Annotated in this window: 9 protein-coding genes; 7 read left to right on the top strand and 2 right to left on the bottom strand. The window is 66.7% G+C overall.

Translation table 11 applies throughout. The features are described from left to right. The 4 genes from PHI64_RS08545 to PHI64_RS08530 all read left to right on the top strand — a co-directional run. On the top strand, positions 1–187 hold a 187-nt coding region (locus tag PHI64_RS08545), incomplete at its 5' end, for a hypothetical protein (RefSeq protein WP_299881545.1). Beyond that, positions 184–1,308, top strand: coding sequence for a two-component system response regulator (locus PHI64_RS08540; RefSeq protein ID WP_299881542.1), 1,125 nt, complete (start codon positions 184–186; stop codon positions 1,306–1,308). The genes PHI64_RS08545 and PHI64_RS08540, both read left to right, overlap by 4 nt. Before the next feature lie 40 nt (positions 1,309–1,348). Next, positions 1,349–5,626, top strand: a complete 4,278-nt coding sequence (locus PHI64_RS08535; protein ID WP_299881539.1) for a response regulator — start codon at positions 1,349–1,351, stop codon at positions 5,624–5,626. A 69-nt stretch (positions 5,627–5,695) separates the two neighbouring features. Then, positions 5,696–6,928 carry an MFS transporter gene (locus PHI64_RS08530; protein WP_299881537.1) on the top strand — a complete coding sequence of 411 codons (1,233 nt, stop codon included), beginning with the start codon at positions 5,696–5,698 and terminating at the stop codon, positions 6,926–6,928. 21 nt (positions 6,929–6,949) lie between these two features. On the opposite strand, the gene PHI64_RS08525 is transcribed toward PHI64_RS08530, so the two are convergent. Then, complete coding sequence (locus tag PHI64_RS08525) at positions 6,950–8,077, bottom strand: GNAT family N-acetyltransferase (RefSeq protein WP_299881535.1); 1,128 nt, start codon at positions 8,075–8,077, stop codon at positions 6,950–6,952. Between the two features lie 102 nt (positions 8,078–8,179). On the opposite strand from PHI64_RS08525, the gene PHI64_RS08520 reads away from it, so the two are divergent. From PHI64_RS08520 to gltX, 3 genes are all read left to right on the top strand, one after another. Continuing rightward, entirely contained in the window at positions 8,180–9,799 is a 1,620-nt protein-coding gene (locus PHI64_RS08520) for an NAD+ synthase (protein WP_299881533.1), read from the top strand. A 75-nt stretch (positions 9,800–9,874) separates the two neighbouring features. Further along, positions 9,875–10,213 carry a P-II family nitrogen regulator gene (locus PHI64_RS08515; RefSeq protein WP_296569695.1) on the top strand — a complete coding sequence of 113 codons (339 nt, stop codon included), beginning with the start codon at positions 9,875–9,877 and terminating at the stop codon, positions 10,211–10,213. 106 nt (positions 10,214–10,319) lie between these two features. Next, the gene (gltX, locus tag PHI64_RS08510; protein WP_299881530.1) at positions 10,320–11,717 is read left to right on the top strand and encodes a glutamate--tRNA ligase; all 1,398 of its coding nucleotides are present in this window, start codon (positions 10,320–10,322) and stop codon (positions 11,715–11,717) included. 82 nt (positions 11,718–11,799) lie between these two features. Here gltX and PHI64_RS08505 read toward each other — a convergent pair whose 3' ends face one another. After that, a complete protein-coding gene (locus PHI64_RS08505; protein WP_299881527.1) occupies positions 11,800–12,555 on the bottom strand; it encodes a glycine zipper 2TM domain-containing protein in 756 nt (251 codons plus the stop codon). Positions 12,556–12,600: the final 45 nt, after the last annotated feature.

Genomic DNA, 12,600 nt, shown 5'->3' with positions numbered 1-12,600 from the left:
ATCGTGTCCCGTAGCCTTTCGATTGGAGGTGATGCGCCTGAAGGGAAGTGGATTAAATCGGAGCCTCCCTAAAGTCTCAGGCTCAGGGGTCGATAAGCTGTTTGGCTGCGATGGTCTTGCTGCCGATTGGGGCTCGGTTTCTCAGGCCCCATTGCAATCCCTCAACATGATCGGTCCATTCCGGTGACTTCCGACTCCCTCACCTCCGACTTTTCTGCCGCAAAGCCGACCATCCTGGTCGTCGACGATGTGCCGGAGAACATCGAGGTGCTCGGCGAACTGCTCCAGCCCCAGTACCGGGTACGTGCTGCGCAGAGTGGTGCCCGTGCCCTGCAGGTGGCCCGTACCCCGCCGATCCCCGACCTCATCCTCCTCGATGTGATGATGCCGGGCATGGATGGTTATGCAGTGTTCACGGCCCTCCGCGACGACCCTCTGACCTGTGACATCCCGGTGATTTTCGTGACGGCCCTGGATGGCCTGCAGGAGGAGGAGAAGGGCCTTGAGCTGGGGGCCGTGGATTACATCAGCAAACCCCTGCGCCCGACCATCGTGCAGGCCCGGGTGCGCATCCAGCTTGAGCTCAAACGGGCCCGGGACCGCCTGCGCAACCAAAACCACTTCCTTGAAGCGGAGATCGCCCGCCGCATGGGCGAGAACCTGCCGGTCCAGGAGGTCAGCATCCGGGCCCTGGCGCGGCTGGCCGAGATCCGCGACCCGGAGACCGGCAACCACTTGCGCCGCACCCAGGCCTATGTGTCGGTGCTGGCCCAGCGCCTGGCCCTCAATCCGCGCTATACCGAGCGCCTGGATCGCCGCACCATCGAGCTGATTTCCAAGTCGGCGCCCCTGCACGATATCGGCAAGGTGGGTATCCCCGATCACATCCTGCTCAAGCCTGGCAAGCTGACTGCCGACGAGTGGGCCATCATGCAGACTCATGCGCGACTGGGTAGTGAAGCCATCGAACATGCCGAGAAGGATGCCGAGCGGCCGGTGCCCTTTCTGGCCTCTGCCAAGGAGATCGCCCGCCATCACCACGAGTGGTGGGACGGCAGCGGCTACCCCGACGGCCTGATCGGTGAGGCGATTCCCTTGTCGGCGCGCCTGATGGCCCTCGCTGACGTTTTCGATGCCCTGATCTCCAAGCGGGTCTACAAGCAGCCCATCACCCAGAACGGTGCCCGCGACATGATCTGCGCAGCGCGCGGCACCCATTTCGATCCGGACGTAGTGGACGCTTTCGTGGCGGAGTTCCCGCGCTTTGCGGAGATTGCCAACCGATACGGGGACGAGGCTGCCGAGTGAAACACACCGGGCTGCGGCGCAAACTGTCGGGGCCCGGTCGATGAACGGGCGGATCCTCCGCATCGTCCTGGTATATGCAGTCTTCTCCGCTGCATGGATCCTTTTTTCCGACAAGCTGGTGGCGCAGATCACCGCCGATCCCCAGTGGATCACCGAGATCAGCACCATCAAGGGGTGGGCCTTCGTGGTTGTGACCTCCCTGCTGCTTTGGGGCCTGCTGCGCCAGATGGCGCACAGCGTTGCCCCTGTACAGCCCGCTGCCTTCCTCCGCGCCTTGGGCGGCGAGGGTGCCTGGGCGCGCCTGCTGCCATTTTTGCTGATTGCCCTGGCCGTCATCGCCGTGGGCTACGGTAGCGCCGTTCTGTCGGTACGGGACCGTGCCAGTCAGGAGTTGTTGCGCATCGAGGCCGTGGCAGATCTCAAACTGTCGCAGATCTCGGCCTGGCTGGTGGAGCGTCGCACCGATGCAGCAGCCCTGGCCAGTGATCCGGGCTTGACCCGTGCCCGTGAGCGCTGGTTGGGTGGTGATGTGGCGGCCCGCAACGACATATTGTCCCGCCTTGAGGCCGTGCGTGCGGCCTATGGCTATTCCCGGGTCAGTCTGGTGGATGGGCAGGGGGCCAGCCTGCTCGGCACATCAGGCGAAACCCCCGCTGGGCCGGAGCTGGGGGAGTATGTGCGGCGTGCCCACGAGGCCGGGCAGGTCATCGAGAGTAATTTCTACCTCGCCGGAACGGGGCCAAACGCACGGCCGATGCTCGATTTCATTGCCCCGCTGAAGACTTGGGGTGAGGCCGGGATGCTGGCCATCGTGCTGCAGGTGGACCCGGCCGATTTTCTGTACTCCTACCTGAAGGGCTGGCCGGCCCCCACGCAAACGGCCGAGACTCTGCTGATGCGCCAGGAGGGCGAGAACGCGCTGTTTCTCAGTCCCCTGCGCCTCAATCCGGCGCCCGCCCTCAGCCTGCGCATTCCCTTCAATCGGGAGGTCCTGCTCGGGGCCATCGTGATTTCCAGGCCTGACTTGCGGGGCAAGGCCATCGAGGCCCTGGACTATCGTGGTGTCAAGGTGGCGGGGGTGGGGCGTGCAGTGCCGGGGACGGACTGGCTGCTGGTGGCGAAGATGGATCTGGACGAGATCCATGAGTCGTCGCGGCACCAGCTCTTGTGGATCCTCCTCGCCGTGGGTTTTGCCCTGTTCTCCACCGCCGTAGCAGCCCTGCTGCTGTTCCAGCGGCGCGAGCTGCTCCAGACCCGTCTGCGGGAAGAGGCTCAGGGCACGCAGTTGCGGGCACTGCAACTCCTTGATGCGATCGCCGATGGTTCCACTGATGTGATCTTCGCCAAGGATCTGCAGGGGCGCTATAGCTTCTTCAACCGGGCCGCGGTTCACTTCTGCGGGCTGCGCCAGGAGGAAGTCCTGGGGGCCGACGACAGCCAGCTGTTTCCGGCCGATGAGGCGGCCGCTATTGCCCAGGCCGAAAAGGCCGTGGTGGCCAGCGGTCAGGTCGGCACGTCGGAGGAGACCCTCAGCACGGTGCTTGGCCCACGCTGCTTCCTGACCACCCGTGGGCCGCTGCATGATGCTAGCGGCAAGGTGGTGGGGGTGTTCGGGGTAGCCAAGGACATCACCGAGCGCCGCAAGGCCGAGGATCAACTGCTCAAGCTCTCCCTCGCTGTGGAGCAGAGCCCCTCGGCGGTGATCGTCACCGACAAGGAAGGGCGTATCGAGTACGTCAATCGGGCCTTCGTGGAGGGCTCCGGCTACGCGCTGGACGAGATCGTCGGGCAGCGTACCGGCTTCCTCAAGTCTGGCCTGACCCCCCAGACCACCTATACGGCGCTGTGGGCGGCCCTGGCGGCAGGGCAGCCCTGGGAGGGGGAGTTCATCAACCGGCGGAGGGACGGCCGCTTGCGGGTGGAGTACGCGCGGATCTCTCCCATCGAGCAACCGGACGGGCGCGTTACCCACTACCTGGGTATCCAGGAAGACATCACCGAGCGCAAGGCTGCCGAGGCCGAGCTGGTCAGCTACCGGGACCACCTGGAGCAACTGGTGGCGGTGCGCACGCGTCAGCTTGAAGAGGCCAACGAGGTGCTCTCCCAGCGCACCGCCGAGGTGGAGGCCGCCCGGGAGGCCTCCGATGCCGCCAACCGGGCGAAGAGCGCCTTCCTGGCCAACATGAGCCACGAGATCCGCACCCCGATGAACGCCATCATGGGCCTCACCCACCTGCTGCGCCGCAGCCTGGAGGGGGCCGAGGTGCAGTCGCGCCTGCAGAAGATCAGCGACGCGGCGGAGCACCTGCTCTCCGTCATCAACGACATCCTGGACATCTCCAAGATCGAGGCCGGCAAGCTCACCCTCAACGAGACCGACTTCAACCTTGAAGAGGTGGTGGGCAAGGCCTGCGCCCTGGTGGCCGACAAGGCGCACCAGAAAGGCCTGGAGCTGGTGGTGGACATGGGCAGCGTGCCGACCCGGCTGCGGGGTGATCCGGGCCGCCTCGGGCAGATGCTGGTTAACTACCTGGGCAACGCGGTGAAATTCACCGAGACCGGCCTGATCCTGCTGCGCTGCCGCAGCGAGGGCGAAAGCGACACCGCGGTGAGTGTGCGTGTCGAGGTCAGCGACACCGGCATCGGCATCGCCCCCGAGCACCTGCCGCGCTTGTTTACCCCCTTCGAGCAGGCCGACGGCTCCACCACCCGGCGTTTTGGCGGCACCGGCCTGGGGCTGGCGATCACCGGCCATTTGGCGCGCCTGATGGGCGGTGAGGCCGGCGTCAGCAGTGAGCCCGGTCATGGCAGCACTTTCTGGCTGAGCCTGCGCTTTGCCCTGTCGCCCCGCAACAGCCAGCCCGACCCCTCCCGCCTGCCAGCCCTGCGGACGCTGGTGGTGGATGATCTGGCCGAATCCCGGGATGTGCTCAGCGCCATGTTGTCGGCTCTGGGCGCCCGGGCGGTTGCCTGCGAGTCCGGCACTTCTGCGCTGACGCTGCTGGCCGCCGCCGCCCATGAGGACGACCCCTTCGACGTGCTCATCGTGGATGCCGACATGCCCGAGCTTGACGGGCTGCAGACGGTACGACGCCTTGCCGACCTGGGGCTGGCCCGGCCGCCGCGTTGCATCCTGCTGACGCTGGGCGAGGCGCCGGCCCGCAAGGAAGAAGCCCGACGCCTCGGCGTGGCCGATGTGCTGGCCAAGCCGGTGACCCTCTCCGGCCTGCAGGCCATGCTGCTGAAGGCGCACCCGCCGGGCTTGCCGGGGGATGCGGGCCCGGCCCTGGCCCTGCCCGACGAGCGCACGCTGACCCGCGATCACGCCGGCACACGGATTCTGCTGGTGGAAGACAGCCGCATCAACCAGGAGGTCGCCACCGCCCTCCTCGAGAACGTCGGCCTGCGTGTCGATGTGGCCGACAACGGGGCCATCGCCGTCGACAAGGCCGCCAGCGGGGTTTATGGCCTGATTCTGATGGACATGCAGATGCCGGTGATGGACGGCCTCGAAGCCACCCGGGCCATCCGTCAGGCTGGCCAGGTTGCGGTACCGGTGCTCGCCATGACCGCCAACGCCTTCGGTGAGGACCGCCAGCGTTGCCTGGACGCAGGCATGAACGACCACCTCCCGAAGCCCGTCGATCCGGCCATGCTTTACGCCAAACTGCTCCAGTGGCTACCCCGGCGTGGCCCCGCTGCCCCTGCCGTCCCGGCCGTTGTGCCCGACATGCAGGCTTTGCTGGAGCAGGTGCCGGGGCTGGATGTGGCCTACGGACTGCGCAACTTGCGTGGGCGCATTCCCAACTATGTGCGCCTGCTGCGCAAGTACGCCGATGGCCATGGCCAGGATGCAGAAGCCATCCGCGAGGCCCTGGATGCCGGTCAGGGGGCGGACGCCCTGCGTCTCGCCCATTCCCTCAAGGGGGTGGCCGGCATGATAGGCATGCCCGGCGTGCAGGCCCTGGCTGCCAGACTGGAGGCGGCCATCCGCGACGTCGAAGCGCGTAGTCTGATCGACGACCTGATTGCGCAGGTGGCTGAAGCCCAGGCGGCGGTGGTGGCCGCCATCGCCGTGCTGCCCGATGGCACTTCGGCTCCCGCAGAGGACACGCTTGATCCGGCTGTGGTCAGCGCCGCCATGGCCCAGCTCGAAGCCCTGCTGGCGGAAGACAACGTTGCCGCTGTGCGCGCCGCCCGGGAACAGGCCGGCCCACTGAAGGCCGGGCTCGGCGCCGACTGGGCACGCTTCGACCGGGAACTGAGTGCCTACGACTTTCCTTCCGCCCTGGCGACCTTACGTACACGTAAATCCTGATTGACCCGGGTGAGGCTTCCGGGGGATGCTGGTAAGCCAAAAAAGCCCGCCAGGCGGGTGGATGCTTCCATGAACACTCTTCCTCCCCGCGCTCCGGCTGCAGGTGCTGTACCGCTTTCGTACTGGCCGCTGGTTCTCACGGCCTCGGCCGTGCTCATGATCACCATGGGCATCCGCCAGTCCCTCGGCCTTTACATCTCCCCCCTCAACACGGCTACGGGTCTGGGTATTGCAAGCATCAGCTTCGCGCTGGCTGTAGGGCAGTTCATGTGGGGGGCATCCCAGCCCATCTTCGGCGCGGTGGCCGACCGCTATGGCCCTGGCGGCTCCCTGTTCGCCGGGGCTGCGATGCTGGTCCTCGGGCTGGCGCTGACGCCCTTCGTCAGTAGCGAGTTTGCCTTGACCCTGACCCTGGGCGTACTGGTGGCTGCCGGTGCCGGGGCCGGCAGTTTTTCCATCCTGATCGGTGCGCTGGCCCAGCGTCTTCCGCCGGAGAAGCGGGCCTTTGCGTCGGGTTTCATCAACGCCGGTGGTTCCTTCGGGCAATTCCTGTTTGCCCCCCTGTCCCAGTTCCTGATCGCCGGCTTCGGCTGGGCTACCGCACTATTCGGCCTGGCCGCCTGTGCCCTGGCGACGATTCCCCTGTCGTGGCCCCTGCGTCACAAGGTCGAGCATCCGCCCTCCGCGGCGGTGGATCTGGGCCTGCGTCAGCAGTTGCGTGTTGCCCTGGGAGACCGCAGCTACTGGTGCCTGCATGCAGGCTTCTTCACCTGTGGTTTTCACATCGCTTTTCTGGTCACCCACCTGCCGGGGGCGGTGGACCTGTGCGGCCTGCCCGCCAGCGTGTCGGCCCTGTCCCTGGCCCTGATCGGGCTGGCCAACATCGCCGGCAGCCTGGGGGCCGGCGCCCTCGGCCAGCATTACCGCATGAAGTGGATACTTGCCTGCATGTATGGATCGCGGGCGGTGCTGGTGGGTCTCTATCTGCTCGCCCCGAAGACGGACATTACCTTCTATGCCTTCTCCATCGGCCTCGGCCTCACCTGGCTGGCCACCGTGCCGCCCACCGCCGGTCTGGTGGGCAAGCTCTTCGGCCTGCGCTACCTGGCCACCCTGTTCGGGCTCACCTTGCTGTCCCACCAGATCGGTGGTTTCTTCGGCGCCTGGCTGGGCGGGCTGGCCCTGGTTAATCTCGGCAACTATGACTGGATGTGGTACGCCGACATCGTGCTGGCTACGCTGGCGGCGTTGGTGAATATCCCGATCCGGGAGGAAGCGCCGCGGCGCGTTGCCCGGGTCTGAGGCCGGGTTTGCTTTGGTAGATCAGGCGGTGCTGCCCCGGAAAGGCAGACGCTCCGACAGTTCGTCCAGGTAAACCTCCATGCCGCCCCGCTCCTGGGCCAGGAAGCGCGCCACCGCGTCGCGGAAGCGTGGATCGGCGATCCAGTGGGCAGAGGTGGTGCGTACCGGCTCCAGGCCGCGGGACAGCTTGTGTTCGCCCTGGGCGCCGCCCTCGAAGTGCTGCAGGCCTGAACGGATGGCGTAGTCGATGGCCTGGTAGTAGCAGGCCTCGAAATGCAGGCAGGGGATGAACTCGATGGCGCCCCAGTAGCGGCCGTAGAGCCTTGTTCGGTCGCGCAGGAAGAAGCTGGCGGCGATGGGTGAGCCGGCCCGCTCCGCAATCATCAGTACGCAGGCTTCCGGGCTGCGGCGCCCGAAATCCTCGAAGAAGGCGCGGGTCAGGTAGGGCGTGGAGCGGTGCTCGGCGTAGGTCTGGCTGTAGCAGGCGTGGAAGAAGGCCCATTCCTCCGGGCCGATGTCGGCGCCGGTGAGAATGCGGAAGACCACCCCGGCCTCTGCCACCTTGCGGCGTTCCTGGCGAATTTTCTTGCGCTTGGGCTGGGCCAGGTGCCCGAGGAAATCGTCGAAGTCCCGGTAGCCGGCGTTGTGCCAATGAAACTGCACCCCGTGGCGGATTTCCAGGCCCGCCGCCTGCAGCCAGGCTGATTCGTCGGCGCTGGGAAAGAGGATGTGCAGGGACGAGGCACCGGAGGCTTCCGCGGCCTCTCGCACCCTTTCGATCAGCAGGCGCCGGCTGGCCTCGTCGCGTCCGGGCACCCGCAGGCCCGGAACCGGGGTGAAGGGCACGGCCGCCAGCCACTTGGGGTAGTAGTCCAGCCCGTGCCGCTGGTAGGCGTCGGCCCAGGCCCAGTCGAAGACATACTCGCCGTAGGAATGGGTCTTGAGGTAGAGGGGCATGGCGGCGAGCAGCGCCTCGCCTTCCCACAGGCCGGCGTGGCGGGGCGTCCAGCCGGTGCGGGGCGATACGCAGCCACTGGCTTCGAGGGCCGACAGGTAGGCGTGGGAGAGGGTGGGCTGGCCGTCGCACAGGCTGTCCCACCGGGCGGCGGGAATGGCGTCGATGGCGGGGTGGAGGCGGAGTTCGGGCATGGTCGAGGGGGCTGGGGCTGGTTGCAAGGATACCTTCAGGCATCCTTGTCCGTGCAGGCGATGCAACCGGTGAGCGCGCCCTTCGCGGTATAGTGTCGCCCCATGAAAACCCCTATTACCGTCGCTGTCGCCCAGCTCAACTGTGTCGTGGGCGACATTTCCGGCAATGCGCGCCGGATCCTGGAAGCGGTGACCCGGGCGAAGGCTGCGGGCGCCGATGTGCTGCTGACGCCCGAGCTGGCCCTGTGCGGTTATCCGCCCGAAGACCTGCTGCTGCGGCCGGCCTTTTTGCGGGCTTGCACCGATGAGCTGGCGGCCCTGGCTGCCCAGGTGCAGGGCATCACCGTGCTGGTGGGCTACCCCGCCGAGCAGGATGGCCTGCGCTTCAACGCCGCGGCGGTGGTCCGTAACGGGCGCATCGTGGACACCTACTTCAAGCATCGGCTGCCCAACTACGAGGTCTTCGACGAGGAGCGCTACTTCGAGCCGGGCGAGGGCGCCTGCGTGTTCGAGCTCAATGGCCTTCGGGTGGGTGTGAACATCTGTGCCGATGTCTGGGAGCCGGGGGCGGCGGAGGTGGCCCGAGACGCTGGCGCCGAGTTGCTGCTGGTGCTCAATGCCTCACCCTTCCACATGCACAAGCAGGAGCGCCGCTACGAGGTGATGCGCGATCGCGTGGCGGCCACCGGCCTGCCGGTGGCCTACTGCAACCTGGTGGGCGGTCAGGACGAGCTGGTCTTCGATGGCGGCTCCTTTGCCCTCGACGCCGATGGCGCGCTGGCCTGGCAGGGGGCCTCCTTCCGCGAAGAGCTGACCCTGCTGCAGTTTGCTGACGGCGCCTGGCGTGATCAGGGCGTGCCCGATGTCCGCCCGGTGGAGGCTGATGTTTACGACGCGCTGGTGCTGGGCGTGCGTGACTACCTGGGCAAGAACGGTTTCCCCGGCGCCCTCATCGGCTTGTCGGGGGGTGTCGACTCGGCGCTCACCCTGGCGATTGCGGTGGACGCCCTGGGAGCCGACAAGGTGCGTGCGGTGATGATGCCCTCGCCCTACACGGCCCAGATGAGCCTGGACGATTCCCGCGAGATGGTGCGCTGGCTGGGGGTGCGCTACGACGAGATCGCCATCGAACCGGCCATGCAGACCTTCGCCGACATGCTGGCCCCCCAGTTTGCCGGCCTGCCCGAGGACACCACCGAAGAGAACCTCCAGTCGCGCATCCGCGGCATGCTGCTGATGGCCTTGTCCAACAAGACCGGCGCCATCGTGCTGACCACCGGCAACAAGAGCGAGATGGCTACCGGTTATGCCACGCTGTATGGCGACATGGCTGGTGGGTTTGCGGTCATCAAGGACCTCTACAAGACCTTTGTGTATCGCGTGTGTGCCTGGCGCAACGCCCAGCCGGGCGGCCCGGTGATCCCCGAGAACATTCTCACCCGTCCGCCCTCGGCCGAGCTCAAGCCCGACCAGTGCGACCAGGACTCGCTGCCACCCTACGAGGTGCTGGACGCCATCATCGCCGCCTACATGGAAGAGGATCTGTCGCCTCCGGAGATCATCGCCCGGGGCTACCCCGAGGTGGATGTGCGCCGCACCGTAGCCATGCTTCGGCGCAATGAATACAAGCGTCGCCAGGCGCCCCCCGGCGTTCGCGTCACCCCGCGCGGTTTCGGCAAGGACTGGCGCTACCCCATCACGTCCCGCTACCGGGACGCCTGAACGCCCCACCCAGCGCCCGGCACGCCGGGCCGGATATTCCGGCTAGAATGCCGCACCCTTCCCAGGAGAATGAAGATGAAAAAAATCGAAGCCGTGATCAAGCCCTTCAAGCTCGATGAAGTCCGCGAGGCACTGTCCGAAGTCGGCATCACCGGCCTGACCGTGACCGAGGTGAAGGGCTTTGGTCGCCAGAAGGGCCACACCGAGCTGTATCGCGGCGCCGAATACGTGGTGGATTTCCTCCCCAAGATCAAGATCGAGGTGGTCGTCGCGACCGACGTGGTCGAGCAGGCTGTGGAAGCCATCATCAAGGCCGCCCGCACCGGCAAGATCGGCGACGGCAAGATTTTCGTGATGCCGGTGGAGCAGGTGGTGCGCATCCGCACTGGCGAGACCAACGAATCGGCCATCTGACGCAGCTGCTTCGCCGCACCGCAAAGCCCGGCCCCGCCGGGCTTTGTGTTTTTGCAGCACCGGATTGCGTAAAATGCCGGGTTTTACGCTTTCCCGGATTCCCGTCATGGCCACTCCCGTCCGTACCCGCTTTGCCCCCAGCCCCACTGGCTACCTGCACATCGGGGGCGCTCGCACGGCGCTCTTCTCGTGGGCCTATGCCCGTCGCCATGGCGGCCAGTTCATCCTGCGCATCGAGGATACCGACGTAGCCCGCTCCACCCCCGAGGCTGTACAGGCCATCCTGGACGGCATGAGCTGGCTCGACCTGAACTGGGACGAAGGCCCCTTCTACCAGATGCAGCGCATGGACCGGTACAAGGTGGTGATTCAGGAAATGCTGGCGGCCGGCACCGCCTACCCCTGCTACATGCCCCCGGAAGAGCTCGACGCCCTACGCGAGGCCCAGCGGGCCCGTGGTGAAAAGCCCCGCTACGACGGGCGCTGGCGCCCCGAGACCGGCAAGGTGCTGCCCGCGCCGCCGGCCGGCGTGCAGCCGGTGATCCGTTTCAGGAACCCCACCGAGGGCGTGGTGGCCTGGGACGATCTGGTCAAGGGCCGCATCGAGATCAGCAACGCCGAAATGGATGACCTGATCATTGCTCGCGCTGACGGCACCCCCACCTACAACTTCTGCGTGGTGGTGGACGACTGGGACATGGGCATCACCCAGGTGATCCGCGGCGACGACCATGTGAACAACACCCCGCGTCAGATAAACATCCTCAAGGCCTTGGGCGCCGTAGTGCCCCAGTACGCCCATCTGTCCATGATCCTGGGCGACGACGGCCAGAAGCTTTCCAAGCGCCACGGCGCGGTGAGCGTCACCCAGTACGACGACGACGGCTACCTGCCCGAGGCCGTGATCAACTACCTGGCGCGCCTGGGCTGGAGCCATGGGGACGACGAGATCTTTTCCCGCGAGCAGCTGGTGGAGTGGTTCGACCTGGACCACATCACTCCGTCCGCAGCCCAGTTCAATACCGAGAAGCTCAACTGGCTCAACGCGCATTACATCAAGCAGACCGACGATGTCCGCCTGGCCGCCGACGTGAGCCGCCGGCTGGCCCGTCGCGGGGTGAACCCGGAGGCTGGCCCGGCTCTGGAGGCCATCATCGCCCTCTACAAGGACCGTTCCGCCACGCTCAATGTGCTGGCCGATGCCGCGGAGCCCTTCTACATCGACCTGCATCCCGCGCCGGAGCTTATCGCCCAGCATCTCACCGATGCGGCCCGGGCCGCCCTGGCCACCTTGCGTGGCAAGCTGGCCGACGCGGTGTGGGAGAAGGCGGTGCTCAACGCCGCCATCAAGGAAACCTGCACCGCCCACGGCCTCAAAATGCCCCAGGTGGCGATCCCTCTGCGGGTCGCCCTGCTGGGCCAGCCCCAGACGCCGTCCATCGACGCCGTGCTCGAAACCATGGGCCGCGAACTGGTGCTGGGGCGCCTCGACCGGGTGCTCTGAGCCTGGCTTTCTCCGACGTGGGGGCTACAGGTCACCCCCACAGTTTGATCTTGTCAGACAGGCCCGGTGCCCCGTGGTTTGGTCAGAACGCAGCGCCGGCGGCGACGATCTCACCGTTACGCACCCGCACCGGGTCGCCATTGCGCCAGCCAGGCTGGCCCTGCTGCTGGATGACCCGGCGGCTGCCGTCTTCCATGCGCACTGTCACCTGGTAGTGGGTGACCGTACGGGTCCGCTTTTCCACTTCGTTGCCGGCAAAACCGCCGAGTACGGCGCCGCCGATGCGTGCCAGTTGCTTGCCAGAGCCTTCACCCACCTGGTGCCCCAGAACGCCTCCGAGAATCGCGCCGCCGACGGCGCCGATGCCTGAGCCTTCGCCCTTCTGCTCGATGGGTTCGATGCGTTCGATCACACCGCAGTCCCGGCATGCCGGGGGCGCCGTGTCGGCCGTATGGCGCGGGCTGACAGGGGGCGGGGCGGGGACTGCATCGGCCGGCGGTGGGACGTTTTTTGCCACGGCGGGGGCCGGTTTGGCATGTTCCCGCGCCGAGGTGGGGCGGGAGCTTGGATGGGTGGGCCGGGGCTCGGGAGTTGCCTCCGGAGTCTTCGGTGCGGCTGGCGCTGTTGCGCTTTCGAGCTTGGCGAGCGGTGCACTCGGAGGGGCCTCTGGCGGCGTGGGCTGGGCAGCGACGGATTCCGTGGCAGCCGGTGGCTTGGCGCCGAAGTCCGGCAGTACGCCGGTCAGTTTGGCGACGCCGGCAAGGCTGAGAGCGGTCACCGAAACAGCTGCGATCATCAGCGCCGGGTGCAAGGAAGGGGTGTTCAGATGGGTGCTCATGGCCTGATTCTCCTGTGAATACACAGAGATTAACGCCGCCAGCGT

This window comes from Zoogloea sp. (assembly GCF_028689785.1).
Classification (GTDB): Bacteria; Pseudomonadota; Gammaproteobacteria; order Burkholderiales; family Rhodocyclaceae; genus Zoogloea.
The sequence above is the reverse complement of the archived record's forward strand: the minus strand, read 5'-3'. Positions and strand labels throughout refer to the sequence as shown.

What these genes read in the sequence shown, in the direction of transcription:
- PHI64_RS08535 (WP_299881539.1), top strand. Translation starts at nt 1,349, where the DNA reads ATGAACGGGCGGATCCTCCGCATCGTCCTGGTATATGCAGTCTTCTCC.
- PHI64_RS08505 (WP_299881527.1), bottom strand. Translation starts at nt 12,555, where the DNA reads ATGAGCACCCATCTGAACACCCCTTCCTTGCACCCGGCGCTGATGATC.
- PHI64_RS08520 (WP_299881533.1), top strand. Translation starts at nt 8,180, where the DNA reads ATGAAAACCCCTATTACCGTCGCTGTCGCCCAGCTCAACTGTGTCGTG.
- gltX (WP_299881530.1), top strand. Translation starts at nt 10,320, where the DNA reads ATGGCCACTCCCGTCCGTACCCGCTTTGCCCCCAGCCCCACTGGCTAC.
- PHI64_RS08530 (WP_299881537.1), top strand. Translation starts at nt 5,696, where the DNA reads ATGAACACTCTTCCTCCCCGCGCTCCGGCTGCAGGTGCTGTACCGCTT.
- PHI64_RS08515 (WP_296569695.1), top strand. Translation starts at nt 9,875, where the DNA reads ATGAAAAAAATCGAAGCCGTGATCAAGCCCTTCAAGCTCGATGAAGTC.
- PHI64_RS08525 (WP_299881535.1), bottom strand. Translation starts at nt 8,077, where the DNA reads ATGCCCGAACTCCGCCTCCACCCCGCCATCGACGCCATTCCCGCCGCC.